This window comes from Streptomyces sp. Root431, assembly GCF_001426585.1.
Classification (GTDB): Bacteria; Actinomycetota; Actinomycetes; order Streptomycetales; family Streptomycetaceae; genus Streptomyces; species Streptomyces stackebrandtii.
The window spans coordinates 387,800-412,289 of the sequence record NZ_LMEI01000009.1; the positions used below are offsets into that span (position 1 = coordinate 387,800).

23 protein-coding genes are annotated in these 24,490 nt (G+C 72.3%); 8 read left to right on the forward strand and 15 right to left on the reverse strand.

Annotated elements, in window-relative coordinates:
• Positions 1–3: 3 nt before the first annotated feature.
• Positions 4–612 (reverse strand): dihydrofolate reductase family protein, encoded by a 609-nt coding sequence (locus tag ASC82_RS15295; protein ID WP_056647442.1) that lies wholly within the window; start codon positions 610–612, stop codon positions 4–6.
• 168 nt (positions 613–780) lie between these two features.
• Between ASC82_RS15295 and ASC82_RS15300 the strand changes: the two genes are divergently transcribed.
• A complete protein-coding gene (locus ASC82_RS15300) occupies positions 781–1,521 on the forward strand; it encodes an SDR family oxidoreductase (RefSeq protein ID WP_056647446.1) in 741 nt (246 codons plus the stop codon).
• A gap of 185 nt (positions 1,522–1,706) precedes the next feature.
• On the opposite strand, the gene alc is transcribed toward ASC82_RS15300, so the two are convergent.
• Positions 1,707–2,822, reverse strand: coding sequence for an allantoicase (gene alc / locus ASC82_RS15305; protein WP_056647449.1), 1,116 nt, complete (start codon positions 2,820–2,822; stop codon positions 1,707–1,709).
• A 1-nt stretch (position 2,823) separates the two neighbouring features.
• Positions 2,824–4,158 carry an allantoinase AllB gene (allB, locus tag ASC82_RS15310; RefSeq protein ID WP_056647452.1) on the reverse strand — a complete coding sequence of 445 codons (1,335 nt, stop codon included), beginning with the start codon at positions 4,156–4,158 and terminating at the stop codon, positions 2,824–2,826.
• Between the two features lie 334 nt (positions 4,159–4,492).
• Between allB and ASC82_RS15315 the strand changes: the two genes are divergently transcribed.
• Positions 4,493–5,302, forward strand: coding sequence for an IclR family transcriptional regulator (locus ASC82_RS15315; RefSeq protein WP_024758417.1), 810 nt, complete (start codon positions 4,493–4,495; stop codon positions 5,300–5,302).
• 69 nt (positions 5,303–5,371) lie between these two features.
• Here the strand turns inward: ASC82_RS15315 and ASC82_RS15320 are convergent, their stop codons facing one another.
• Positions 5,372–6,052, reverse strand: coding sequence for an ABC transporter ATP-binding protein (locus ASC82_RS15320; protein WP_056647455.1), 681 nt, complete (start codon positions 6,050–6,052; stop codon positions 5,372–5,374).
• Positions 6,049–7,140 (reverse strand): ABC transporter permease, encoded by a 1,092-nt coding sequence (locus ASC82_RS15325; RefSeq protein WP_056647458.1) that lies wholly within the window; start codon positions 7,138–7,140, stop codon positions 6,049–6,051. Before ASC82_RS15325 ends, ASC82_RS15320 begins: the two co-directional genes overlap by 4 nt.
• Before the next feature lie 112 nt (positions 7,141–7,252).
• Here ASC82_RS15325 and ASC82_RS15330 point away from each other — a divergent pair, with 112 nt between their 5' ends.
• Positions 7,253–8,440, forward strand: a complete 1,188-nt coding sequence (locus ASC82_RS15330; RefSeq protein WP_056647461.1) for a sensor histidine kinase — start codon at positions 7,253–7,255, stop codon at positions 8,438–8,440.
• On the forward strand, positions 8,437–9,066 hold the full coding sequence (locus tag ASC82_RS15335; protein ID WP_056647466.1) for a response regulator transcription factor: 630 nt from the start codon (positions 8,437–8,439) through the stop codon (positions 9,064–9,066). Before ASC82_RS15330 ends, ASC82_RS15335 begins: the two co-directional genes overlap by 4 nt.
• A 33-nt stretch (positions 9,067–9,099) precedes the next feature.
• Here the strand turns inward: ASC82_RS15335 and ASC82_RS15340 are convergent, their stop codons facing one another.
• A complete protein-coding gene (locus tag ASC82_RS15340) occupies positions 9,100–9,432 on the reverse strand; it encodes a DUF5955 family protein (RefSeq protein WP_079039280.1) in 333 nt (110 codons plus the stop codon).
• A gap of 226 nt (positions 9,433–9,658) precedes the next feature.
• On the opposite strand from ASC82_RS15340, the gene ASC82_RS15345 reads away from it, so the two are divergent.
• From ASC82_RS15345 to ASC82_RS15355, 3 genes are all read left to right on the forward strand, one after another.
• On the forward strand, positions 9,659–10,273 hold the full coding sequence (locus ASC82_RS15345; RefSeq protein WP_056647471.1) for a nucleotidyltransferase family protein: 615 nt from the start codon (positions 9,659–9,661) through the stop codon (positions 10,271–10,273).
• A gap of 265 nt (positions 10,274–10,538) precedes the next feature.
• Entirely contained in the window at positions 10,539–12,161 is a 1,623-nt protein-coding gene (gene aceB, locus ASC82_RS15350) for a malate synthase A (RefSeq protein WP_056647473.1), read from the forward strand.
• 324 nt (positions 12,162–12,485) lie between these two features.
• Positions 12,486–13,631, forward strand: coding sequence for a GDSL-type esterase/lipase family protein (locus tag ASC82_RS15355; protein WP_056647476.1), 1,146 nt, complete (start codon positions 12,486–12,488; stop codon positions 13,629–13,631).
• A 9-nt stretch (positions 13,632–13,640) separates the two neighbouring features.
• Here ASC82_RS15355 and ASC82_RS31385 read toward each other — a convergent pair whose 3' ends face one another.
• Together ASC82_RS31385 and ASC82_RS15365 are read right to left on the reverse strand one after the other, a co-directional pair.
• Entirely contained in the window at positions 13,641–15,449 is a 1,809-nt protein-coding gene (locus ASC82_RS31385; protein WP_056647479.1) for a hypothetical protein, read from the reverse strand.
• Positions 15,450–15,529: 80 nt separating this feature from the next.
• Positions 15,530–16,501, reverse strand: a complete 972-nt coding sequence (locus ASC82_RS15365) for a fibronectin type III domain-containing protein (protein WP_056647483.1) — start codon at positions 16,499–16,501, stop codon at positions 15,530–15,532.
• Positions 16,502–16,632: 131 nt separating this feature from the next.
• Here ASC82_RS15365 and ASC82_RS15370 point away from each other — a divergent pair, with 131 nt between their 5' ends.
• The gene (locus ASC82_RS15370) at positions 16,633–17,235 is read left to right on the forward strand and encodes a hypothetical protein (RefSeq protein ID WP_056647486.1); all 603 of its coding nucleotides are present in this window, start codon (positions 16,633–16,635) and stop codon (positions 17,233–17,235) included.
• A 31-nt stretch (positions 17,236–17,266) separates the two neighbouring features.
• Here the strand turns inward: ASC82_RS15370 and ASC82_RS15375 are convergent, their stop codons facing one another.
• The 7 genes from ASC82_RS15375 to uraD form a co-directional block, all read right to left on the reverse strand.
• Positions 17,267–17,917, reverse strand: coding sequence for an aspartate/glutamate racemase family protein (locus tag ASC82_RS15375; RefSeq protein WP_242427660.1), 651 nt, complete (start codon positions 17,915–17,917; stop codon positions 17,267–17,269).
• Between the two features lie 62 nt (positions 17,918–17,979).
• On the reverse strand, positions 17,980–19,329 hold the full coding sequence (locus ASC82_RS15380; RefSeq protein WP_242427687.1) for a nucleobase:cation symporter-2 family protein: 1,350 nt from the start codon (positions 19,327–19,329) through the stop codon (positions 17,980–17,982).
• Positions 19,330–19,729: 400 nt separating this feature from the next.
• Positions 19,730–21,118, reverse strand: coding sequence for an 8-oxoguanine deaminase (locus ASC82_RS15385; RefSeq protein WP_056647492.1), 1,389 nt, complete (start codon positions 21,116–21,118; stop codon positions 19,730–19,732).
• Positions 21,119–21,166: 48 nt separating this feature from the next.
• Positions 21,167–22,573, reverse strand: a complete 1,407-nt coding sequence (locus ASC82_RS15390; RefSeq protein ID WP_056647494.1) for a nucleobase:cation symporter-2 family protein — start codon at positions 22,571–22,573, stop codon at positions 21,167–21,169.
• A gap of 69 nt (positions 22,574–22,642) precedes the next feature.
• Positions 22,643–23,566 carry a factor-independent urate hydroxylase gene (pucL, locus tag ASC82_RS15395; protein WP_056647497.1) on the reverse strand — a complete coding sequence of 308 codons (924 nt, stop codon included), beginning with the start codon at positions 23,564–23,566 and terminating at the stop codon, positions 22,643–22,645.
• A gap of 5 nt (positions 23,567–23,571) precedes the next feature.
• Complete coding sequence (gene uraH / locus ASC82_RS15400) at positions 23,572–23,961, reverse strand: hydroxyisourate hydrolase (RefSeq protein ID WP_056647500.1); 390 nt, start codon at positions 23,959–23,961, stop codon at positions 23,572–23,574.
• Entirely contained in the window at positions 23,958–24,482 is a 525-nt protein-coding gene (uraD, locus tag ASC82_RS15405; protein WP_056647503.1) for a 2-oxo-4-hydroxy-4-carboxy-5-ureidoimidazoline decarboxylase, read from the reverse strand. The genes uraH and uraD overlap by 4 nt, the downstream gene beginning before the upstream one ends.
• Between the last annotated feature and the right edge of the window lie 8 nt (positions 24,483–24,490).

The window sequence follows — 24,490 nt, forward strand, 5'->3', positions numbered from 1 at the left end:
GCCTCAGTAGCTTCCGTACTCCGGGCGGCCCTTGAGCTCGTACGTGAGGAGGGCGATGCCCGAGCCGGTGGTGCGCGCGTCGGTCTGCTGGAAGGCGGTGGGGCGCACCCCGTCGGAGAAGAGGCGGCGGCCGGAGCCGAGGATCACGGGGAAGACGAGCAGGCGGAGGGTGTCGATCAGGTCGTGGTCGAGCAGGGTCCTGGCGAGGCCGCCGCTGCCGTGCATCTGGATCTCGCCGTCGAGGCTCTCCTTGAGGTCGGCGACCTCCTTGACCACGTCACCGCGGAGCAGGGTCGTCCCGGCCCAGTCGGCGGATTCGAGGGTGGTGGTGGCGACGTACTTGGGGAGGGCGTTGAGCTTGGAGGCGATCGGGTCGTCGGGGTCGGTCTGCTTCGGCCAGTAGCCCGAGAAGATGTCGTACGTGCGGCGGCCGAGGAGGAAGGCGGCGGGCCGGGTGAAGACCTCGTTCATGAACTGCCCGAAGTCCTCGTCGCCGAACGGCACGGACCAGCCTCCGTGCTCGAAACCGCCGCTGGGGTCCTCCTGGGGGCCGCCGGGCGCCTGGTGGACGCCGTCGAGGGTGAGGAACTGGGTGAGGCTGAGCGTGGCCATGGCGGGCGCCTTTCGTGTCCTGTCCATCGTGTCTCACCTCTTTCGACTCCACCGCTCGAAGGAACTCATCGGCGTCCGGGTGGGCGTCCGATTCCTGCCGGCCTCCTGCCGCCCCGCCGACTTTCATTGAACCCGCAACAACTGAGTGCTTCTCACGGAGGTTTCGGGATGTCCACGATGAACAGCACGGCGGCTCTGGTGACGGGCGGCAGCCGCGGGATCGGCGCGGCGACGGCCGTCCGCCTGGCCCGGGAGGGCGCCGACGTGGCCTTCACCTACGTACGGGACGAGGCGGCGGCAAAGGAGGTCGCCGCGCGGATCGAGGCGACCGGACGCAGGGCGTTCCCCCTGCGCGCCGACGCGGCCGACGCGGGGGACGCGGCGGGGGCGGTGGAGTGGGCGGCGGACGCCCTGGGCCGGCTCGACGTCCTCGTGAACAGCGTGGGCGCGGGGGTCCTCGGCCCGCTGGAGTCGCTGACCCTGGCGGACGTGGACCGGGTCCTCGCGGTGAACGTCCGCGCGGCCTTCCTCGCCTCGCAGGCGGCGGCCGGGCGACTGCCGGAGGGCGGGCGGATCGTCACGATCGGCACCTGCATGACGCAGCGGGTCCCCGGCCCCGGCGGCACGCTGTACGCGACGAGCAAGGCGGCGCTGATCGGCCTGACGAAGGCGCTCGCGCGGGAGCTGGGCGGGCGCGGCATCACGGCCAACATCGTCCACCCGGGCCCGATCGACACGGACATGAACCCGGCGAACGGCCCGTACGCGGAGGGCCAGGCGACCATGACGGCCCTGGGCCGCTTCGGCACCCCGGACGAGGTCGCGTCGATGGTCGCCTTCCTCGCGGGCCCGGAGGGGCGGTACGTGACGGGCGCGGAGTTCGCGGTGGACGGCGGACACGCGGCGTGACGAGCCGACCTTCCCGTGGACCGGGCGCCCGGAGGCGAACCGAGTCGAAGACGGGGAGTTTCGCGAGGGCGCATCGGTGCTGTCGTGCCGGTGCGCCCTCGCGGGCCGGGCGGGGTGTCGTACCCGCCCAGTTCGTGGGGCGGGCCGGGGCGTACCCCGGCCCGCCTGTTCGTTCGGGTCCGGGGTCAGCCGCCCAGTTCCTGGTGCCGTGCCGTCAGGCGTGCCGCGCCCGCCTCGGTGAGGGAGCCGAAGAGGCGGAGGCGGGAGATGCCGCCGTCCGGGTAGATGTCGATCCGGATCCGGGAGCCGACCGCCGGGGTGTCGAGGACGAACCGGTGGTTGGTGTCGGGCTGGAGGCGGGTCCGGGGCAGGATCTCGGCCCAGTCCTCGGAGCCTTCGGCCGCGACCGAGAGCGCGGCCCAGCCGGCGCTGTTGCCCTTGAGGTAGGCGGTGTCGATCTCGACGGCGCGGATCTCGGACTCGGCGACGAGCTGGTAGCGGATCCAGTCGTTGCCCTTGTCGCGGCGGCGGCGGGTCTCCCAGCCGTCGTCCATCTTGCGGGAGCGGCCGGGCTGGATGGTGTTGGTGGCCGGGGAGTAGAAGCGGTCGGAGGCGTCCTCGACCTGGCCGCCGTTCTCGAGGGCCGCGAGGTCGAAGGTGCCGAGGACGGCGAGCCAGCGCGGGTCGGGGGCGACTTCTCCGTATACGCGGAGGCGGGCGATGCCGCCGTCGGGGTGCTGGTTGACGCGCAGGTGCGTGAAGCGCTGCTCGACGTCGACGGCGAAGCCGTTCGCGGCGTGGCCGCCGACGGCGGTGCGCGGGACGAGCGTCGTCCACTTGACGTCGTCGGCGAGGAGCTCCTCGGGCGAGGGCGAGCCGGCGACGGAGGCGGCCTCGACGGAGACGGCCTGCGGGTAGTTGCCTCGGAAGTGGGCGGTGTCGATGACGATGCCGCGGACGACGCCGGGGGCGCCGAGGCGTACGAGCGCCCAGTCGTGGTCGTCTTCGGTGGGGTGGGGCTGCTGGGCGGAGACGCCGCGGCGGCGGCGGGTCTCCCAGCCGTCCATGATCTTGCCCTTGTGGCCGAAGTGCTCGGGGTCGAATTCGGCGGCCTCGGGCTTGAGGAGGTTCTCGCGCTCGGCGAAGAACTCGTCGTTGGCGGCGATCACGCCCGCGCCGAGCCGCCGGTCGGCGAGGTCCGCGTACTGGGTGAAGGGGAAGTCGGCGGTGCGGTAGTCGGCGTACGGGTCGCCGCCGCCGTAGGGGCTGGCGTCACCGGTGAAACCAGGTATGGCGGACACGTCAGTTGTTCCTTTCGAGGAGGCGGCCGGAGGGGTCGGCGAGGGTGCCGTGGTCGGCGATCCGCTCTCCGCGCAGCCAGGTGGAGGCGACGACGCCATGGAGGGTCTTGCCCGCGTAGGCGGTGATGCGGTTGCGGTGCTGGAGCTCGGCCGGGTCGACGGTGAAGGTCGCGTCGGGGTCGATCACGGCGAAGTCGGCGTCGCGGCCGGCCTCGATGGCGCCCTTGCGGGAGAGGCCCGCGAGGCGGGCCGGTCCCTCGGACATCCAGCGGACGACGTCCTCCAGCGAGTGGCCGCGGCGCCGGGCCTCGGTCCAGATCGCGGGCAGGCCGAGCTGGAGGGAGGAGATGCCGCCCCAGGCGGAGGCGAAGTCGGGGGTCTTCAGGTCGGCGGTCGACGGGGAGTGGTCGGAGACGATGCAGTCGATCGTGCCGTCGGCGAGTCCCTGCCACAGCGCGTCCTGGTTGGGCGCCTCGCGGATCGGCGGGCAGCACTTGAACTCGGTCGCCCCGTCGGGGATCTCCTCGGCGGTGAGGGTGAGGAAGTGCGGACAGGACTCGACCGTGATCTTCACGCCTTCCGCCTTGGCGGCGGCGATCAGCGGCAGCGCGTCGGAGGAGGACAGGTGCAGGACGTGGACGCGGGCGTTGAGCCGGCGGGCCTGGTTGATGAGGTTCTCGATCGCCGTGTTCTCGGCGTCGCGGGGCCGGGAGGCGAGGAAGTCGACGTATTCGGCGGAGGACTTCTGCGGCGCGGCCGCGAGGTGGTGCGGGTCCTCGGCGTGCACGATCATCAGGCCGTCGAAGCCGGAGATCTCGGCGAGCGAGTTCGCCAGTTGCTCCTGGTCGAGGGAGGGGAACTCGTCCACGCCGGACGGCGACAGGAAGCACTTGAAGCCGTAGACGCCTGCGTCGTGGAGGGGGCGAAGGTCCTTGACGTTGTCGGGCAGCGCGCCGCCCCAGAAGCCGACGTCGATGTGCGCCTTCGTGCGGGCGACCTCCTGCTTGATCCGGAGGTGTTCGACGGTGGTCGTCGGCGGGAGGGAGTTGAGCGGCATGTCGAGCAGGGTCGTGATGCCGCCGGCGGCGGCCGCGCGGGTGGCGGTCCAGAAGCCTTCCCACTCGGTGCGGCCGGGGTCGTTCACGTGCACGTGGGTGTCGACCAGGCCGGGCAGGACGACGTCGTCGCCGACGTCCTCCAGTCGGGCACCGGCCGGGACCTCGGCGTCGTACGACAGCACGGCCGCGATCGTCCCTCCGGAGACGGCGATCGACGCCGGGCGCGTCCCCTCGGGGGTGATGACGCGAGTCGAGCGCAGGACCAGGTTGACGTCCACCCGTACCCCTTCTTCGAGCGATTCACTGAGGAACCGGCAAATTCAACGAACTGTTGAAGGAGTCTTCACTTCCGGACGACATGTCGTCAAGGGCACACTTCCAGCATTGGGCGTCGGCGAACCCGACTTAGAGGTTTCCACAAAGTGGAATGAGAATTCCGTACAGTAGAACGTAGCTCCACACATGTGGGGCGGAGCCGGATCCCGCCGAGCCCTCCCCGACACCGGACAAACACCCCCTGACCGGCCCGTACGCCGGAACCGGGACCAGGTGGCCCGGCCGGTGGCCCGGTAGGCTGCTGACTTGCCCGCCTGCCTCGAAAGGACCGTTGACGTGCCGACGTCCAGCGCCAGCACCACCGACGCCGCCAAGCCCGCCGCCGCGAGCGGTGGCGTCCAGTCCCTTGAGCGTGCCTTCGACCTCCTGGAGCGGATGGCCGACGCCGGGGGCGAGGTCGGGCTGAGCGAGCTCTCCGCCAGCAGCGGACTGCCGCTCCCCACCATCCACCGGCTGATGCGCACCCTCGTCGCCTGCGGCTACGTGCGCCAGCAGCCCAACCGGCGGTACGCGCTCGGCCCCCGCCTCATCCGGCTCGGCGAGTCCTCCTCCCGCCTCCTCGGCACCTGGGCCCGCCCCTTCCTGGCGCGGCTCGTCGAGGAGACCGGCGAGACCGCCAACATGGCGCTGCTCGACGGGGACGAGATCGTGTACGTCGCCCAGGTGCCGTCCAAGCACTCGATGCGCATGTTCACCGAGGTCGGCCGGCGGGTCCTGCCGCACTCGACCGGAGTCGGCAAGGCGCTCCTCGCGCACACCCCGGCGGAGGAGGTGCGCGCGCTGCTCGCCCGTACGGGCATGCCGGCCGCCACCGAGAAGACGATCACCACGCCCGACGGTTTCCTCGACGCCCTCGAAGCGGTCCGTGCGACGGGGTACGCGGTCGACGACAACGAGCAGGAGATAGGAGTCCGCTGCCTCGCGGTGCCGGTCCCCGACTCCCCCACCGCCGCGGCGATCTCGATCTCGGGCCCGGCCGGCCGGGTCACCGAGGCGGCCACGGAGAAGATCGTCCCGATCCTCCAGCAGGTCGCCCGCGAGCTCTCGGCGGCCCTCGCCAACACGACGGGCAACGGCCAGGGCTGAGCCCGGAGCCGTGACGCGCACGGAAGGGCGCCCGGAACCATCGAGGTTCCGGGCGCCCTTCCGTGCCTCTCACGCCCCGACGGCCTCCGTCACCCGGCCGTCCTGGACCGTCACCGTGCGGTCCGTGCGCGCCAGGTGGGTCATGTCGTGGGTCACGAGCACCGTCGCCGTGCCCCGCTCCGCCGTCAGGCCGGCGAGCAGGTCCATGACCGCCGCGCCCCGCTCGTGGTCCAGGGCGCTCGTCGGCTCGTCGACCAGGAGCACGGACGGCTCGTTCATCAGGGCCCGCGCGATGTTCACCCGCTGCCGCTGACCGCCCGACAGCTGGTGCGGCCGGCGGTGCGCCTGGTCCGCGAGGCCCACCGCGTCGAGCAGGTCCATCGCCCGGCCCCGTACCGACTTCGGCGCGCGCCCCGACAGGTGAGCCATCACCTGGAGCTGTTCCGCCGCGCTCAGCGAGGGCAGCAGGTTGGGCTGCTGGAAGACGATCCCGATGTGCTCGCGCCGCAGCTCGGCGCGGGCGGCCGGGGTGAGCGGCCCCGTGTCCGTACCGGCGACGACGACCTGCCCGCGGTCCGGGGTGACCAGCGTCGCGGCCACGGCGAGCAGACTCGACTTGCCGGAGCCGGACGGGCCGACCACCGCCGTGAGCGTGCCCGCGGGGACGGTCAGGGAGACGGAGTCGAGGGCGGTGAGCCGGCCGTCTCCGTCGGGATAGGTCAGGGTGACGGCGTCGAGGACGAGGCTCATCGGGCGCTCCCGAGGGCGGTGAGGGGGTCGACGGCGGTGATCCGCCGGATGGACAGGGCGGCGCCGAGCACCCCGAGCACGATGATCACGGCGGCGGGCCCGAGGACGGTGAGCGGCTCCAGGACGAAGGGCACGTTCCCACCGCTGACCAGGGCACCGATGCCGACCGCGAGGGCCGTGCCGAGCAGGGTGCCTGCGGTGAGCATGAGGACGGCCTGCCCGAGGGCGTCCTTGAGGAGGTACGGCGTGGAGGCGCCGAGCGCCTTGAGGACGGCGACGTCGCCGCTGCGCTGGATCGTCCAGACGGTGAAGAACGCTCCTATGACGAGCGCGGAGATCGCGAAGAGGAAGCCGCGCATGAGCTGGAGCGAGCCGTTCTCGGCCTGGTAGGACCCTATGGCGGTGAGCGCGTCGTCGATGGTCCGGGCCTCGGTCCCGGCCGCCTCGTCGCCGGCCGCCCAGTCGACGCCGCCGCCGTCGCTCCCTGTGAGCGCGATGACGGTGGCCTGCTCCTGCGGGGTGGTGCCGCTGTGGCCGAGCTTCTGCCAGTCGTCGAGGGAGGTCCACACCACCGGGGTGTGGCTGTACGAGGCGTCACCGGAGACGGCCGCGACGGTGGCCTCCAGGGGGCCGAGGCGCAGCGCGTCGCCGACGCCCACGCCCAGTTCCTCCGCCGCCGACTCGGAGAGGACGGCCTTGCCTGCGCCGAGCCGGCCGCTCTCCGGCGCGAGACCCGTCCCCGGCTCCGTACCGAAGGCGGAGACGGCGGCGGTGCGGTCACCGGCGGCGGCGTTGAGCGTACGGATGCCGAGCGGCTCGGCCTCCGTCACCCCTGGCCGCTCCGCCCACCGCTTCCACTCGTCCTCCGTCACCGTCGAGTTGGTGAAGGAGACCGACTGCCCGGACGGCGGCGCCGCGAAGGCCAGCCGGTCGGCGGGCAGGCCGGTGATCGCGGAGACGTTCTCTCGCGCGAGCCCGGCGGTCAGCCCGGACAGCAACCCCACGAGCAGGGTGATCAGCACGATCACGGTGCCCATGAGGGTGAATCGCCCCTTGGCGAATCTCAGGTCTCTCCATGCCACGAACATGCTGACCAGAGTGGTCCGAGGGGGCCCGTCGGGGCATCGCGCCACGGATGGCTCCGCAATCAAACTTTCGGTTGAGTCCGGATTGTCTCCCGCTGTCTACTGTGGAGGGGACATGGATCCCCTCCCTTCCCTCCACCCCACCCGGCTTCCCCTCACCCCCGCCCTCCGCGCCCTGCGCCTCTGCCTGCATCTCCTCATGGCGGGCCTGCTCGTCCTCGCGGCGGTACGGGCCGACTCGGCCGCCGGGACGGTGATGGCGGCGGTCGTGGGCGCGGTCTACGCGGCCGGATCGTTCCTGCCGTCCGTGGGGCGCTCGCAGCGCGCCTCCGCCCTCTGGCTGGGCGTCCTGGGCGCGTCCTGGCTGGCGCTGCTCTGGCTGACCCCGGACGCGCTGTGGGTGGCCTTCCCGCTCTACTTCCTCCAGCTGCACCTGCTGCCCGCGCGCTGGTCGCTGCCGGCCGTCGCCCTGACGGCGGGCGCGGCGATCCTCTCGTACGTGGGACACGGCGCCGCGCTCAACCCGGGCGTCTTCATCGGGCCGCTGCTCGGCGGGGCGGTCGCGGTGGCGACGGTCCTCGGCTACCAGGCCCTGTACCGGGAGAGCGAGCGGCGGCGCCGGCTCATCGAGGAGCTGATCGAGACCCGGGCGGAGCTGGCGGCGGCGGAGCGGCACGCGGGAACGCTCGCGGAGCGCGAGCGGCTCGCGCGGGAGATCCACGACACCCTCGCGCAGGGCCTGTCGTCGATCCAGCTCCTGCTGCGCGCCGCCGAGCGGGCGCTGCCGCCGGGCTCGCCGGCCGCCGGTCACATCGACCGGGCGCGGCAGGCGGCGCAGGACAACCTGGCGGAGGCGCGGCGCTTCGTCCGCGCGCTGTCGCCGCCGGACCTGGAGCACGGCTCGCTCGCGGCGGCCCTGGAGCGGCTGTGCGAGCCGGGGGCCGGCGGGCCGCGGGTCCGCTTCTCGGTGAGCGGGACGCCGGCCGAGCTGCCCACCCCGTACGAGGTGGCGCTGCTGCGGATCGCGCAGTCCGCGCTCGCGAACACCGTGCGGCACGCCTCGGCCTCACGGGCCGAGATCACGCTGTCGTTCATGGACGCCTCGGTGACCCTGGACGTGGTCGACGACGGCAAGGGCTTTGAACCGGGCTCGGTACGGCAGTCCCGGGAAGGCGGCTTCGGGCTTCCGGCGATGCGCTCGCGGGCCGAGTCGCTGGGCGGCACGTTCACCGTCGAATCGGCCCCCGGCCAGGGCACGGCGGTGGCCGTGTCCCTCCCCCTCCCCGCTGGAGTCTCCGCATGACGACCATCAGACTTCTCCTCGCCGACGACCATCCGGTGGTACGGGCCGGCCTGCGCGCGGTCCTGGACACGGAGCCGGACTTCACCGTGGTCGGCGAGGCCGCGACGGCCGAGCGGGCCGTGGAGCTGGCCGCCGCCGGGGGCGTGGACGTGGTCCTGATGGACCTGCAGTTCGGCTCCGGGATGCACGGTTCGGAGGCGACGGCGGCGATCACGGCGGCGCCCGGCGGGCCGAAGGTGCTGGTCCTGACGACGTACGACACGGACGCGGACATCCTGGCGGCGGTGGAGGCGGGCGCCTCCGGCTACCTCCTGAAGGACGCACCGCCGGAGGAGCTGGCGGCGGCCGTACGGACGGCGGCGGCCGGGCAGTCGGCGCTCGCCCCGGCGGTGGCCCACCGGCTGATGGACCGGATGCGGACACCGGCGGAGGCGCTGACGAAGCGGGAGCTGGAGGTGCTCCAGCTGGTGGGCGAGGGCCTGTCGAACCAGCAGATCAGCAAGGCGCTGTTCCTGAGCCAGGCGACGGTGAAGTCGCACCTCGTGCACATCTTCGCGAAGCTCGGCGTGGACTCGCGTACGGCCGCGGTGGCGGCGGCGACGGCCCGCCGGCTGATCAGGCGGTAGGGCCGGGTCCCGTGGTGGGCGGCGGGCGGCTGATCAGGCGGTAGGGCCAGGTCCCGTCGTGGGCGGCGCCCCGAAGAGCTCGACGGCGCGGCGGACCTCGGCGAGGCCCTCGGCGAGCGCGCTCACGGAGCCGAGCGAGCCCGCGACGATCAGCAGGGAGCGGCGCAGCCGCCGTACCTCGGGCATGCCGCTCAGCGCCATGGCGTCGAGGGCGGCGAGCTCGCCCTCGGCGATGCCGCGATCGGCGAACTCCACGCGATGACCGGCCAGTTCACGCCGGAGCCGGGACACCGCGGCCCGCAGTTCGGCCACCCTGGGGTCCACACCCTCGCCGGTCACTCGCCTCTGCCCCACGCTTCGCAACATGGTTCTCCCCCTCGCACGACACTGTGCGCAGAACACTCCGACCACACGGAACACGCCACACCGGGCACGCCACACGGGACACGCCACATGCCTCGCAGACCCGCCGGGCGGCGGTCGGGCGCCGGGAGCCGCGGCCAGTTAACTCCTTCGCCACCCCGGCGCGCCACCCTGCACGGCCGGAATTCAGGCGAGCGTGTGATTCCGCGTCATGAGGTATGCAGTCCCTATGACTGCCACGGAAGATCGAACCCCGCTCGTCGCCGGACTGCTGCTCGCCGCGGGAGGCGGGCGGCGGCTCGGGGGGCGCCCCAAGGCCCTCCTTCCCCACCGGGGACGCCCCCTCGTCGAGAACGCGGTGCGCGTGCTGCGCGAGGGCGGCTGCGAGGTGGTGCACGTCGTGCTCGGCGCGGCGGCCGGGACCGTACGGGAGCGGGCCGAGCTGCCCGGGTGCGTGCTGGTGGAGAACCCGGAGTGGGCCGAGGGCATGGGTTCCTCGCTGCGCGCCGGGCTCGCCTCGCTCGCCGCGGATCCGCGCGGGGTGGACGCGGCTCTGGTGTTCCTCGTGGACCAGCCGGGGATCGGGGCCGCGGCGGTGGCCCGGGTCCGTGCGGCGTACCGCTCGCGGGATTCGCTGGCGGCGGCCTCGTACGGCGGGGAGCGGGGCCATCCGGTGCTGTTCGGCGCCGGGCACTGGGCGGGGATCACCGAGGGCGCGGTCGGCGACCGGGGGGCCCGCGACTATCTGGCGGCGCACCGGGATGCGATCACGCCCGTGGACTGTTCGGATGTGGCCGAGCCCTACGACATCGACACGGAGGCGGATCTGGCCCACCTGGAGTGAGCGGCGGGAGGGAGCGACCGGGAGTGAGCGGCACGGCACCGGGTGTGGCACCCCGCGCCATGTTGTGTCGATCCGGAGAATCTCGACATCAACAAACCATTGAACTTCCACCATGAGGAAACTAGTATCCACTGTTCAGAAGCGCCTGCCAGATCAGAAGGCGCTTGCGGTCGTATCTCGGCGCCTGCGGCACTCCGTGCCGTCCCGCGACGCCCGGCGGCCGCCTGGCACCGCCCGTGAAGTTCGCTGAAGGAAGTGACAGTTCATGTCCGCACCAGCGCCGTCCCCCCTGGCCGTCGTCGATGCCGAGCCCCTGCCGCGTCAGGAGGAAGTGCTCACCGAGGCCGCCCTGGCCTTCGTCGCCGAACTGCACCGGCGGTTCACTCCGCGCCGGGACGAGCTCCTCGCCCGCCGGGCGGAGCGTCGCGCCGAGATCGCCCGCACGTCCACCCTGGACTTCCTCCCGGAGACCGCCGCGATCCGCGCCGACGACTCCTGGAGGGTCGCGCCGGCCCCGGCGGCCCTGAACGACCGCCGCGTCGAGATCACCGGTCCGACCGACCGCAAGATGACGATCAACGCGCTCAACTCCGGCGCCCGCGTGTGGCTCGCCGACTTCGAGGACGCCTCGGCCCCGACCTGGGAGAACGTGATCCTGGGCCAGGTCAACCTGATCGACGCGTACCAGCGGAACATCGACTTCACGGACCCCCGTTCCGGCAAGTCGTACGCCCTCAAGCCCGCCGGCGAGCTCGCCACGGTCGTCATGCGCCCCCGCGGCTGGCACCTGGAGGAGCGTCACCTGACGTTCGACGGCCGCCCGGTCCCCGGCGCGCTCGTCGACTTCGGCCTGTACTTCTTCCACAACGCCCAGCGGCTGATCGACCTCGGCAAGGGCCCGTACTTCTACCTCCCGAAGACGGAGTCGCACCTGGAGGCCCGCCTCTGGAACGACATCTTCGTCTTCGCCCAGGACTACGTCGGCATCCCGCAGGGCACCGTCCGCGCCACGGTCCTCATCGAGACCATCACGGCCGCGTACGAGATGGAGGAGATCCTCTACGAGCTCCGCGACCACGCCGCCGGCCTGAACGCGGGCCGCTGGGACTACCTCTTCTCCATCGTCAAGAACTTCCGTGACGGCGGCGCCAAGTTCGTCCTCCCGGACCGCAACGCGGTCACGATGACGGCCCCCTTCATGCGCGCGTACACCGAACTCCTCGTCCGCACCTGCCACAAGCGCGGCGCGCACGCGATCGGCGGCATGGCGGCCTTCATCCCGTCCCGCAAGGACGCCGAGGTCAACAAGGTCGCCTTCGAGAAGGTCAAGGCCGACAAGGACCGCGAGGCCGGCGACGGCTTCGACGGCTCCTGGGTCGCGCACCCGGACCTCGTCCCGATCGCGATGGCCTCCTTCGACGCCGTCCTCGGCGACAAGCCGAACCAGAAGGACCGCCTCCGCGAGGACGTCTCCGTGGCGCCCGGCGACCTGATCGCGATCGACTCGCTCGACGCGAAGCCCACCTACGACGGCCTGGTCAGCGCCGTCCAGGTCGGCGTCCGCTACATCGAGGCGTGGCTGCGCGGCCTCGGCGCCGTCGCCATCTTCAACCTGATGGAGGACGCGGCCACCGCCGAGATCTCGCGCTCGCAGATCTGGCAGTGGATCAACGCGGGCGTCGTCTTCGAGAACGGCGAGACCGCCACCCCGGAGCTGGCCCGCAAGGTCGCCGCCGAGGAGCTCGCCGCGATCCGCGCGGAGATCGGCGAGGAGGCCTTCGCGGCCGGCAAGTGGCAGCAGGCGCACGACCTGCTCCTGCACGTCTCCCTCGACGCGGACTACGCGGACTTCCTCACGCTCCCCGCCTACGAACAGCTGGTCGGCTGACCGCACAGCGGCCGAACAGCGCTCGGAAGAACGCTCACAGCTCAGGGCTCTGCCCCCGGTGTCCGCACAGGCACCGGGGGCAGAGCCCTGCTGCCGTTCCCGGCTCCTTCCCTGGCACCCTCCCCGGCTCCTTCCCTGGCCGCCTCCCCACCCCTTCCCCAGCCGCCTCCCCGGCCCCTTCCCTGGCTCCTCACAGGTGACGTGACGGAACCGAGATATGCAGCTACCTAGCGGTAACAAGCCACGCCGTGCGAGATTCCGCCTGCCACCGGCCGGCGGCTGTCCCCCACGTCACTGCGCACCGCATACCGCAGGAGCACAGCCATGCCTTCCACCCCCCACCGCGCGCTGCGCGGATTCCTGGCTCTGTGTACCGCCGCCGGGCTCGCCTCCGTCGCCGCTCCGACCGCCCACGCCGCCCCCGGCACCGGCCCCACCGCCGTCGTCACCATGGGCGACAGCTACATCTCCGGCGAGGCCGGACGCTGGCTGGGCAACAGCCTGACCAACTCCGGCAGCCGCAACGGCACCGACCGGGCCTGGACGGGCAGTGCCTACGACCCGTCCCGGGTGTACGGCGCCACCGCCGGCGGCTGCCACCGCTCGGACACCGCCGAGGTGAAGAGCGCGGGAGCGATCGCCTCCTCCCTGATCAACCTCGCCTGCTCCGGGGCGACCACGGAGAACGTCATTCGGGCCTCCCAGGGCGGCCAGGCCTACAAGGGCGAGGCCCCGCAGGCCGACCAGCTGGCGGCCGTGGCCGCCTCGCACGACGTGGAGCTGATCGCGCTCTCCATCGGCGGCAACGACCTCGGCTTCGCCGACATCATCGCCACCTGCGCGAAGGACTACATCGTCTGGTACTCGTACTGCCACGACGACCAGCAGGCCGAGGTCGACGCGCGGATCGACGGCGTGATGACGGACGTCGGCCGGTCGGTGGACGAGATCCGGGCCGTCATGACGGCTGCGGGTTACGCGCCCTCGGACTACCGGATCGTGCTCCAGTCGTACCCCTCCCCCATCCCGCGCGCCGCCGAGAACCGGTACGCGGAGAGCGGCTGGACCCGCACCAACACCGGCGGCTGCCCCTTCTGGAACGCCGACTCCACCTGGGCGCGGGACTCCCTGGTCCCGCAGCTCGCGAACCGGCTGAAGGGGGTCGCGGCGGCCAAGGGCGTGCAGTTCATGGACCTGCGGGACGCCCTCCAGGGGCGCGAGGTCTGTGCGAAGACGAGCAAGCAGGTCACGTCGACCGTGCCGGCGTCGGCGACGACGAGCGAGTGGGCGCGCTGGATCGACAGCCAGAGCACGCAGGGCCTGGTGCAGGAGTCGATGCACCCGAACGCGTACGGCCAGCAGGCCTTGGGCCGGTGCCTGGCCCTCGTCCACGCCCAGCCGACGGGGAACCACAGCTGCAAGAACACGGCGGGTGCGGGGGCGTCGGGGATGTACCTGGCGGCGGGGTGAGGGCCCGCTTCACGGCAGGGTGATTCCCAGGGGGCCGAGGACCCGGGCGGTCTCGTGCCGGTCCCCCTCGGCCATCGCCCGGACCAGGGCGGCGGAACCGCCGGGCCAGGCGGCCGCCGCCGCGTCGAAGGCGGCGCGGCGGGACTCCAGGGGCCCCTTCTTGCCGGGCAGTCCGTCGAGGACGTACAGCGCCCGGGCCGAGGTGGGGACCTGGAGGTGGTCGACCCGCTCGCCCCTGGCGCGCAGGACCTCGTGGGCGTACTCGCCGATCACGGGGTCGCGCAGGGCGCCGCGGAGGGCCTCGGCCGGCGCGGCGCCCGTGTCGAGGAGGGCGAGGAGGCCCCGGGCGTCCGCCGCGTCGGCGGTGCCCGCGTGGGCGGTGCCGAGGGCGGCGAGCAGCTGGGACCAGGCCTCGGCGGTGTCCACGCGCGCGTGGAGCCAGTCGCCGAGCACGCGGGCGGCGGAGGACGCGGACCAGCCGGTGGCGGCGCCGACCAGGGCCGGCGCGCCCCAGTCGGCTGTCTCGGCCGCGTCGGGCGCGGCGATGCCGCGCACGCGGAGCAGATAGCGCAGGACGCCGGCGCCGCGCGGGGTCAGTCCGAAGGCGTCGCCGGTGCGGAAGAGGAGGCCGGTGGCGGCGAGCCGGTCGACGACCGCGGCGAGGTCGCGGGCGGGCCCGGTGAGCCGCTCCCGGTCCGCCTCGGTCAGCTCCGGCGCCCCGAGGAGCCGTACGAACTCCTCCAGGGGCGGTGTCGTGTACGCCTCCGGGGCGTCGGCCGGGACGGGTACGGGCAGGTCCTCCACGGCCGGATCGACGTTCCAGTCCTCGTACTCGGCGGCCTTGCGGGCGACGGACTCGGCGGAGCAGCCGCGCTGGTAGACGACGTACAGCAGGTGCGCCGCCTCGCCTCCGTACGGGCCGAACTCCCCGTCCTCTCCTTCCGCGAGGCTCTCGACGGCGGCGGCGAGCGCGTCGGCGGCGGCCTCGACGACCCCGGGCCCGGACGGTGTCTCGGCGGCGGTCGGCGGGGGCACGGGGGCGGCGGCGTCGCCGTAGTAGTCGAGGTGCTCGCCGAGGAGGGCGTCGGCGAGGACGAGGTGGGGGAAGGAGTCGGGGCCGGGGGCGAACCGGGCGTACGGACCGGCGAGCTGTTCGGCCAGCCCGGCGGCGGTCCACCGGTCGAGGAGCGCGGCGGCCACCTGCCCGATGCCGGTGGCGACGGCGTGGTCCGTGAGCAGCGGTCCGGCGGCCGGGGCGGTCTCGGCGTCCCGTACGTACGCCCGGGTGAGCGCCTCGGAGAGCAGGACGTCGGCGAGGGCCGTACGGCCCATGAGGTCGGCCCGGCGCACCCCGTCGGGGAGCGGCGCGCCGTCGAGGGCGGCGAGCCGGCGGCGTACGTCCTCGGGGTCGTCGAGATCGGTGCCGCAGGCTCGCAGGAGGGAGGCGTACCAGCGGTGCCAGGTGAGGTTGCCGGGGTCCTTCATGGCCCGCTCGAAGTCGGGCGCGGCCTCCGCGACGACGGCGACGACCCGCTCGCCCCGCCCTCCGTCGAACCGCGCTGCGAGCGCCCCGAGCACGGCGGGATAGGCGCCGAGCTCCCCTGGCGCCGCGTACACGAACGTCGGCAGGTCCTCCACGAGAAGGTGCCGCACGAGCCCGGGCGTCGGCTCGGGCAGCCCACTCCCCCGGTCCGCCCCCCGCAGCGCGAGCAGTCCCAGTACCGCTTCGGCGGCACGCGTGAAGACGGGGTCGCGGCGCTCGGGCGTTCCGTCGAGGAAGCTGTCGAGCCCGGTGTTGGTGAGAACGGTCTCGGCCACGCTTCCCAGGGTAATTCCGGGGAGGGGATTCCGGGCATCCGAGACATTCCACCCGAGGTACTCGACTCGGCGCGTCCGGATCAGCGGACCACCACCACGCGGGGTGCCGAGAAGTCGCCCCAGGTGCCGTCGGGGAGGCGGGCGCGGAGGGTGAGGGTGTAGCGGGTGCCCGGGGGGTCCTGGACCGGGAAGGTGTAGGTGGCGCGGCCGGGGGGTGGGGTGGTGCCCCAGACGATGGTGGTGGTGAAGCGGCCGTTGAGGTGGAGTTCATGGTGGGTGACGGGGCCTCCGGTGTCCGGCGGGGTCCAGGTGAGGGTGATCTCGCCCTTGGTGGCCGTGGCGGTGAGGTTCTCGGGTGCGGTGTTCGGGGGCGCTCCGGGGGCGGAGGCGGTGGTGAGTTCCACGCGGGGGCTGTCCGGGGAGGAGTTCTCGGCGGCGTCGCGGGCGCGGACCGTGAACGCGTAGGCGGTGCCGGGGCGCAGGCCGGTGACGCGGGCGGTGGTGGCGGTGCCGGCGGCGGTGTGGACGCGCGTGTCGGCCTGGTAGACGTCGTACGCGGTGACGCGGGTGTCGTCGCGGGACGGGGTCCATTCGAGGGTGGCGGCGCGGCTGCCGTCGGCGGTGGCGCGCAGGGTCCGCGGGGCGGTGGGGGGTGTGCGGTCCTCGGCGTTCGCGGGGAGGGTGGTCGCGGCGACGGTGGCGCTCGGGGGCGAGGCGTTGCCGGCGGCATCGCGGGCGCGGACGGTGAAGGCGTGCCGGGTGGCGGGCCTGAGTCCGACGACGTCGGTCATCAGGGTGGTGGCGGGGAGTTCCCTGACCTGGCGGCCCTCCCGGTAGACGACGTAGCCGGTGACGGCCCGGTCGTCGGTGGCCGCGCTCCACATGACATGGACGGTGGTCGCGCTGCCCGCGGTGGCGGTGACGCCGGTCGGGGCGGTCGGGGCGCGGGTGTCCTTCGGGGGCGGTTCGGAGGCGCCCGAGCAGGCGGTGAGGACGAGCAGGAGGAGCGCCGCGGCTGCGGTCAACAGGCGTGCGGGGAGCGGGCGTTGCACGGGAAGCCCTCCGTCCGTCGAAAAGGTCCAGACCTATATCGCACAGTCGGGCCGACCCCGGCAAGAGGGCGTTGTCAGTGGCGTGCGCTTCACTGGAATCGTCACGCTCCGTAGTCGACTCAGGGGGAATCATGACGGACCGTACGACCTATGTGACGCTCACCGGTGTGCGCCGCCGCGGCTGGACCGACTCGATGGTCCGGGACCTGCTCGGCTCGCCCGACGTGCAGGGCCGCGACCCGCGCCGCTGGTCCCTCACACCCGTGCGGCTCTATCTCCTGGTCCGGGTGGAGACGGTGGAGCGGACGGCCGAGTTCGCCGCCGCCTCCCTGCTGTCGAAGGCCCGGTCCGTGGCCGCCGGGGTGTACGCGGAGCGGCGGCGGGCCGCCGTGCTCAGCGCGATCCGCGCCGAACCGATCGAGGTGCCGCTGCTCCCCGGGCCCGAGCTGGAGCGGCGGGCCGTCCGCCATCGGCACCTCCTGGGCGGCGCGCGGGGCCCCGGCGGCGGGGAGGCCGGGGACGCCCCGCCGGAGACGGAGGGGCTGGTGCGGTGGCAGGTGAGCTATCTGCGGCACGCCCTCTCGCGGTACGAGTCGCTGCTCGACGGACTGTACGGGGAGACCGGCCGCGCGGATGCCGGGCGTTTGCTGCGGCGGCGGCTGTACGAGGCGATCGCCGCCGCCTACCCGGCGCTGGCCCGGGAGTGCCGGCGCCGGATCGCCGTGGAGCGGTGATGAGGGCGGCGGCGCGCAGGATGACGGGCTGTCAGGAGGTCAGGAGGCGGGCGAGTGCGCGGCAGGCCGCCGGGATCGGGGCGACGACCTCGACCGCGCACCGGGCGCGCAGCTCGTCGGCGGCCTCGCCGAGCGGTCCGCCGCCGATGACGACGGCCCGTGCACCGTCCCGTTCGGCGCAGGCCCTGACCGCCCGTTCCAGCCGGTCGAGGAGCAATTCCGGGTCGGCGGAGAGGCGTTCGGGGCTGCCGGCGGTGAGGCGGACGCCGGTGCACCGGTCGGCGAGGCCGAGGGACGCCACCCGCTCGGCGATGGCATCGGCGAGCAAGGGCGTGGTGGTGGCGATGCCGAACGGCCTGCCGCCGGCGGCGGCTTCCAGAAGGGCGGCCTCGCCGAGGCCCGCCGCGGGCAGGCCGGTCGCGGCGCGCAGCTCCGCCAGGCCGGGGTCGCCGAAGGCGCCGACGAGGAGCGCCGCGCAGTCGCCCTCGGCCGCGGCCCGGAGGCCGGCGGCGAGCACCTCGGGGGCGGCGGCGCGCAGGGCGGCGGGGTCGGTGAGCATGCCGGGGCCGCGGGACACGGTCACCCCGCGGACGGAGGTGGTGCCCAGCTCGCGCAGGGTCCGGCGGGCGATGGCGGTCATCATCGCGGTCGTCGCCGTGGAGGTGTTGGGGTTGATGAGCACGACGGCCCCGGGCCCCGCGGCGTGCGCGGGGACCGGGGCGGCCGGTGGGACGAGGAGCGGGTTCAGTGGACGTGCGCCGCCTTCGCGGTGGCGCTGCCGGAGATGTCCTCGCCCGGCTCCATCGGCGCGGTGACCTGGTCGTCGTCCCGGCCCTTGCCCAGGTGGTTGAAGACCACGTTGAGCAGGACGGCCGCGACACAGCCGGTGGAGATACCGGAGTCCAGGATGATCTTCGCGGTCTCCGGGAAGGCGTGGTAGAACTCCGGCGCCGTGATCGGGATGATGCCGACGGCCAGGGAGACGGCCACGATCAGGACGTTGTTGTCCTTCTCCAGGCCGGCCTTGACCAGGGTCTGGATGCCGCTGGCGGCGACCGAGCCGAAGAGGACGACGCCCGCGCCGCCGAGGACCGGCCGGGGGACGACCGAGATCAGCGAGGCGGCTACCGGAGAGAGGCCCATCAGGACCAGGAAGCCACCGCCGCAGGCGACGACGAAGCGGCTGCGGATCCTGGTCATGGCGACCAGACCGATGTTCTGGGCGAAGGCGCTGCACATGAAGCCGTTGAAGAGCGGGCTGATCGCCGAGCCGAGGGTGTCGGCGCGGAGGCCGGCCGCGATGGTCTTCTCGTCGGCGGGACGTTCCACGATCTCGCCGAGCGCCAGCATGTCGGCGGTCGACTCGGTCATGGAGACCAGCATGACCACGCACATGGAGATGATCGCGGCGAGCGCGAACTGCGGGGCGCCGAAGTGGAACGGGGAGGGGAAGCCGACGATGTCCGCCTCGGTCACCGGGGAGAAGTCGGTGACGCCGAACGGTATGGCGATGAGCGTGCCGATGACCAGGCCGACCAGGACCGCGACCTGCTTGAGGAAGCCGCGGGTGAAGCGGCGCAGCAGCAGGACCACGACGAGCGTGATGGCGGCGAGGGAGAGGAAGGTCGTCGAACCGTAGTCGTCGGCCCTGGGGTTGGGCCCCTGGGCCCAGCCGAAGGCGACGGGGAGGAGGGAGACACCTATGAGGGTGATCACGGTGCCGGTGACGACCGGCGGGAAGAACCGCACGAGCCGGGAGAAGAAGGGGGCGGCGAGGAAGCCGAGGAGTCCGGCGACGATGATCGCGCCGAAGATGACGGGCAGCGCGTCGGACTTGTCGTCGGTGGTGTCGACGATCGCGAGCATCGGGGCGACACCGGCGAAGGTGACGCCGTTGACGAACGGGAGCCGGGCGCCGATCTTCCAGACGCCGAGGGTCTGGAGGAAGGTCGCGAGACCGGCGGTGAAGAGGCTCGCGCCGGTCAGGAAGGTGAGTTCGGTACCGGAGAGGCCGACGGCCGCTCCGACGATCAGGGGCGGGGCGACGACGCCCGCGTACATGGCGGCCACGTGCTGGAGGCCGCTGGTGAGCATCTTCAGTGGGGGCAGCGTCTCGTCGACCGGATGCTTCTCCCGGTCTTCGGGGGCGGAGCCTGCGTCTTGTGCATTGCGAACCTGGGGCTTGGCGGCCACGGCGGTTCCTCCGGTCGGTTACACGTCGGCGGTGACGCGGGGTTCAGGGAGGTGGTGCGATGCGGTGCGAAGTGCAGGAGGTGCGGCTCGTGCGCGGTACGGGGGTGGTGCGGTGCGCGCGGGGAGGAGGCGCTGCGCGGTGACGGGTGCCCGGTGGGGGTGGGGGCGGGGTTTCACCTTCCCGGGAGGTGCCGTAGGTCTTCTGCGTACGGCACCTCCCGGTCGGGCTGCCGCGGACCCCGCTCGGGTCCGCGGCGACCGACCGAGGGCCGTCCCCCTCGGTCGGACTCCATGGGGAGGGTCAGCTCTGGGCCGTGACACGGGCCAGGCGCTGCGCCTCCGCGCGCGCGTCGCGCGCGATCTGCTCCTCGTCGGCGAACAGCAGTCGGTTGTTCTCGACGATCTGCTTGCCGTTGACGAAGGAGGCGGTGACCGGGGCCGCGGCGCCGAAGACGATCGCGGTGACCGGGTCGGCGATCGAGGAGTGGCCGAGGCCGTCGATCTTCCAGAGGACGAAGTCGGCGAGCTTGCCGGCTTCGAGGGAGCCGATGTTGTCGGCGCGGCCGAGGACCTGCGCGCCGCCGTAGGTGCCGAGGCGCAGGGCCTGGCGGGCGTTGAGCGCGGCCTCGCGGTGGGCGCCGAGCCGGTTGATGAGGAGCGCGTTGCGCAGCTCGGTGTGGAGCTCGCCGGACTCGTTGGACGCGGTGCCGTCGACGCCGAGGCCGACCGGGACGCCCGCCTTGAGCATGTCCGGTACGCGGGCGATGCCGGCGGCGAGGCGCGCGTTCGAGGACGGGCAGTGCGCCACACCGGTGCCGGTGCGGGCGAAGGCGGCGATGTCGGAGTCGTTCATGTGGACGCAGTGCGCCATCCACACGTCCTCGCCGAGGAAGCCGGTGGACTCGAAGTAGTCCGTCGGGCCCATGCCGAAGAGCTCGTGGCAGAACTTCTCCTCCTCCACGGTCTCCGAGCCGTGGGTGTGCATGCGCACCCCGAGCCGGCGGGCCAGCTCGGCACCCTGCTTGAGCAGCTGGGTGGAGATGGAGAAGGGGGAGCAGGGGGCGACGGCGACCTGGGTCATCGCGTCGAAGGAGGCGTCGTGGAACTTCCTGACGGTCTCTTCGGTCGCGGCGAGCGCGCCCTCGGTGGTCTCGACGGCGAAGTCGGGCGGCAGGAAGCCGTCCTTCTCGCTCATGTCCATCGAGCCGCGGGCGAGGGTGAAGCGGACGCCCATGTCGGAGGCGGCGCCGATGATGGCGCCGGACAGGTCACCCGAGTTCTTCGGGTAGACGTAGTGGTGGTCCATGGCGGTGGTGACACCGCCACGGGCCATCATCGCCAGGGAGCCCTGCGCGGCGACGCGGACCATCGACTCGTCGATCCGCGACCAGGTCGGGTAGAGCGCGACCAGCCAGTTGAAGAGGTTGTGGTCGGTGGCCAGACCCCGGGTGATCCACTGGTAGAAGTGGTGGTGGGTGTTGACCAGACCGGGCGTCACCAGATGACCGGTGGCGTCGATCCGGCGGACCACGTTCTCCAGGCCCTCGGGCGCCTTGCCGGCGCCGATGGACTCGATCTTGTTGCCGGCGACGACGAGGTAGCCGGAGGCGTACTCGGTGTCGTTGGCGTCCACGGTGGCGATCGCACAGTTCTCGATGACGATGCGCTGGGCTGCCGAAGGTGCTGCCATGGCGGTGGTTCCTTCATTCCTCTTGGGTGGTGTGGGCACGGCAGGACCCTAGGAGGATTTGAGTGCCGGAGCCGCGTGACGGCTCCGGGTGCCGAGGTGGTGGAAGAACAGATTGAGCAGGACCGCGACGAGCGCGCCCGCGCTGATGCCGGAGCCGAGCACGGTCTGCGCCCAGGCCGGGAAACCGGCGTAGAAGGTGGGGGCGGCGAGCGGGATGATGCCCGCTCCGAGCGCGACGGCCACCAGGATGATGTTGGAGCTGTCGTCGAGTCCGGCTTCCGACAGGGTACGGATGCCGCTGACCGCGATCGAGCCGAAGAGGACGATGCCGGCGCCGCCGAGGACGGGCATCGGGACCATGGAGACGACCGCGCCGAGGACCGGGAAGGCGCCCAGGACCAGCAGGGCGCCGCCGGCGACGGCGACGACGTACCGGGAGCGGACCCGGGTCAGCGAGACGACGCCGACGTTCTGGGCGAAGGCCGAGGTCGGGAAGCCGCCGAAGACGGGACCGAGCAGGGTCGCGATGCCGTCGGTGCGCAGGCCCCGGGTGATGGTCTTCCCGTCGCTGGGCCGCTCGCAGATCTCGCCGAGGGCGAGCATGCCGGCGCTGGACTCGGTCATCAGCACGAGCATCACGATGCACAGGGAGAGGATCGCGGCGGGCTGGAACTCGGGGGCGCCGAAGGCAAAGGGAGTGGGCAGCGCCGCGACGGGCGCCTCGCGCAGGGCGCTGAAGTCGGCCATCCCGAAGGGGATCGCGGCGAGGGTGCCGATGAGGAGGCCGAGCAGCAGGGCGATCTGCCGGACGAAGCCCCTGCCGAAGCGCTGGAAGAGCAGGATGACGACGAGGGTGAAGCCGGCGAGCGCCAGGTACTTCATGGCGCCGAAGTCGGCGGCGTTCTTGTCGCCGCCCTGGGCCCAGCCGACGGGCACGGGCATCAGGGTGACCCCGATGAGGGTGATGACGACGCCGGTGACGAGCGGCGGGAAGAAGCGCAGGAGCTTCCCGAAGAAGGGTCCGACGGCGAGGCAGAACACTCCGGCGACCATCACCGCGCCGTAGATGGCGGGGAGTTGGTGTCCGGGGGCGCTGGTCTCGGCGATGGCGAGCATCGGGGCGATGCCTGCTGAGGAGGCGGCGTTGACGAACGGGAGCCGGTTTCCGGCGAAGGTCCGGACGCCGAGGGTCTGCAGGATCGTGGCACAGCCGGCGATGAGCAGGCTCGCGGCGATGAGCCGGGTCATCCCGGCCGCGTCCAAGCCGACGGCCTGGCCGATGATGAGCGGAGGGGTGACGACGCCGGCGTACATGGCGGCGATGTGCTGGAGTGCCGCGGGGACGAGCCGCGAGGCAGGAAGCTTTTCGTCCACCGGGTGGACCTGGTGTGTGGTGTCCGGTGGGGTGGAACACGGGCCTTCGGCGGATGCCGGCCCCATTGCAGGCTGTGCCATGGGATTCCCTCCGGTCCGGTGCGGGCCCCGCCCGACTGCGGGCGGGCGGGACCGTCACTCGGATGCCGCTTAGAGGTTGGTCATGTCGACCGGGATCTGCGCCGTCGCTCCGTCCCGGAGGACGGTGGCCTCGATGAGGCCGTACATGCGGTCGGCGGCGTAGTAGACCTCGTTGTCGTTCTTCAGACCGAAGGGCTCGAGGTCGACCAGGAAGTGGTGCTTGTTCGGGAGCGAGAAGCGGACTTCGTCGATCTCCGAGCGGTGGTTGATGATGCGCGTGGCCATCTGGTACAGCGTCTGCTGGAGGGAGTACGAGTACGTCTCCGAGAAGGCCTCGAGCATGTGCTTGCGCGTCTGCTCGTAGGACCGCTCCCAGTTGGGCATGCGCTGGTCGTCGTCGGTCCAGTTGAACCGCCACCGGCTGGACACCTGGGTGGCCAGGATGCGGTCGTACGCCTCCTGGAGCGTCGTGTACTTGTCCTTGATGTAGCCCCAGAACTCCGAGTTGGTGGAGTTCATGACGACGAGGTCCTTGAGGCCGGAGATGACCTCCCACTTCTCGCCGTCGTAGGTGACCTGCGTGACGCGGGTCTCCTGGCCCTTGCGGGCGAAGGAGTGGTTGACCTCTTCGGCGCCGATGAACTTGGAGTTGGCGTCCGAGGAGGCGATGCGCTCCCAGGAGTACTCCTCTATCCGGATGCGCGCCTGCTTGATCGGCTCCTGGCTCGTCACGAAGTGACGGGCGAGGTGGATGCCGAACTGCTCGGCGGACTCGATGCCGTACTCCTTGGCGAACGCGAAGATGGTGTTCTTCGTCGTGTCGGTGGGGAGGCAGTGGGCGTTGGAGCCGGTGAGGTGGACGTCGTCGAGGTCGCCGGAGAGGGCGACGGAGACGTTCAGGTCCTTGATGTGGTGGGTGTCGCCGTCCCGCGTGATCTTGACGACGCGGTTCTCTGCTTTGCCGTACTGGTTCTGGCCGAGAATCGTGGGCATGTCTGCTAGCTCCCTCGGTAAACGGAGTAGCCGAACGGGTTGAGCAGCAGCGGTACGTGATAGTGCTCGCCCGGCTTGACGGCGAACGTGATCGCCACCTCCGGGAAGAACGCACCGCTGTCCCTTACGCGGGGGGCGTCCTGCTGCGCCTCGGCTTGCTTCTTGGAGAAGTACTCCTCGACCTCGAAGTCGAGTCGTACGTGGGTGGTTTCTTCCGGCAGGGCCGGCAGGTCCTTGCAGCGCCCATCCGCGTCGGTGGCGGAGCCGCCGAGCGCGATCCACTCGCCGTCGAGGCCCTTGCGGGCCGCGAGCGTGATGGCCACGCCCTCGGCGGGGCGGCCGATGCTGGTGTCCAGGATGTGGGTGGACACCGAGGCCGTGGTGTCGGTGCTCATGCGGAGCTCTCTTCCTCGGAGGTCTCTACGAGACGGGTCAGCCGGATGCGGTTGATCTTGCCCAGTTCGGTGCGGACGATCTCCCGCTCCTCCTCGGGCGAGTTGCCGATCCGCTCTCGGACCGCGTCGCGCATCTGCTCGCCGGTCCTGCCGGTGGCGCAGATGAGGAAGACATGACCGAACCGGTCCTGGTAGGCCAGGTTGAGTTCGAGCATCTCGGCCTTGAGCTCCGCGGAGGCGCCGGCCATCCCGCTCTGTTCGCGGGAGGAGGTCGGGTCCCCGGCCTTCGGACGACCGATCGGCGGGTGGCCCGCCATCGCGTCGGCCAGGTCCTCGGCGGTCAGCTCGGCCATGGCGGCGTCGCTGGCGAGGAAGAGGGCTTCGGCGGTGGCGTACGGGCGCTGGGCGAGCAGTTTGCTCCCCCACGCCGAGCTGGAGCACACCTCGTGGAGCGCGGCGAGGGCCTCGCTGTCCGCCGAGGTGTTGAACCGGGTGAGACCCGGTGTCGTACCTGAAGTCACGGGAAGCC

Coding starts and splice junctions, on each gene's coding strand:
- ASC82_RS15295 (WP_056647442.1), bottom strand. CDS start 612: ATGGCCACGCTCAGCCTCACCCAGTTCCTCACCCTCGACGGCGTCCAC.
- ASC82_RS15300 (WP_056647446.1), top strand. CDS start 781: ATGTCCACGATGAACAGCACGGCGGCTCTGGTGACGGGCGGCAGCCGC.
- ASC82_RS15320 (WP_056647455.1), bottom strand. CDS start 6,052: ATGAGCCTCGTCCTCGACGCCGTCACCCTGACCTATCCCGACGGAGAC.
- ASC82_RS15325 (WP_056647458.1), bottom strand. CDS start 7,140: ATGTTCGTGGCATGGAGAGACCTGAGATTCGCCAAGGGGCGATTCACC.
- ASC82_RS15330 (WP_056647461.1), top strand. CDS start 7,253: ATGGATCCCCTCCCTTCCCTCCACCCCACCCGGCTTCCCCTCACCCCC.
- ASC82_RS15335 (WP_056647466.1), top strand. CDS start 8,437: ATGACGACCATCAGACTTCTCCTCGCCGACGACCATCCGGTGGTACGG.
- ASC82_RS15340 (WP_079039280.1), bottom strand. CDS start 9,432: ATGTTGCGAAGCGTGGGGCAGAGGCGAGTGACCGGCGAGGGTGTGGAC.
- ASC82_RS15345 (WP_056647471.1), top strand. CDS start 9,659: ATGACTGCCACGGAAGATCGAACCCCGCTCGTCGCCGGACTGCTGCTC.
- aceB (WP_056647473.1), top strand. CDS start 10,539: ATGTCCGCACCAGCGCCGTCCCCCCTGGCCGTCGTCGATGCCGAGCCC.
- ASC82_RS15355 (WP_056647476.1), top strand. CDS start 12,486: ATGCCTTCCACCCCCCACCGCGCGCTGCGCGGATTCCTGGCTCTGTGT.
- ASC82_RS15370 (WP_056647486.1), top strand. CDS start 16,633: ATGACGGACCGTACGACCTATGTGACGCTCACCGGTGTGCGCCGCCGC.
- ASC82_RS15380 (WP_242427687.1), bottom strand. CDS start 19,329: ATGCTCACCAGCGGCCTCCAGCACGTGGCCGCCATGTACGCGGGCGTC.
- ASC82_RS15385 (WP_056647492.1), bottom strand. CDS start 21,118: ATGGCAGCACCTTCGGCAGCCCAGCGCATCGTCATCGAGAACTGTGCG.
- ASC82_RS15390 (WP_056647494.1), bottom strand. CDS start 22,573: ATGGCACAGCCTGCAATGGGGCCGGCATCCGCCGAAGGCCCGTGTTCC.
- pucL (WP_056647497.1), bottom strand. CDS start 23,566: ATGCCCACGATTCTCGGCCAGAACCAGTACGGCAAAGCAGAGAACCGC.
- uraH (WP_056647500.1), bottom strand. CDS start 23,961: ATGAGCACCGACACCACGGCCTCGGTGTCCACCCACATCCTGGACACC.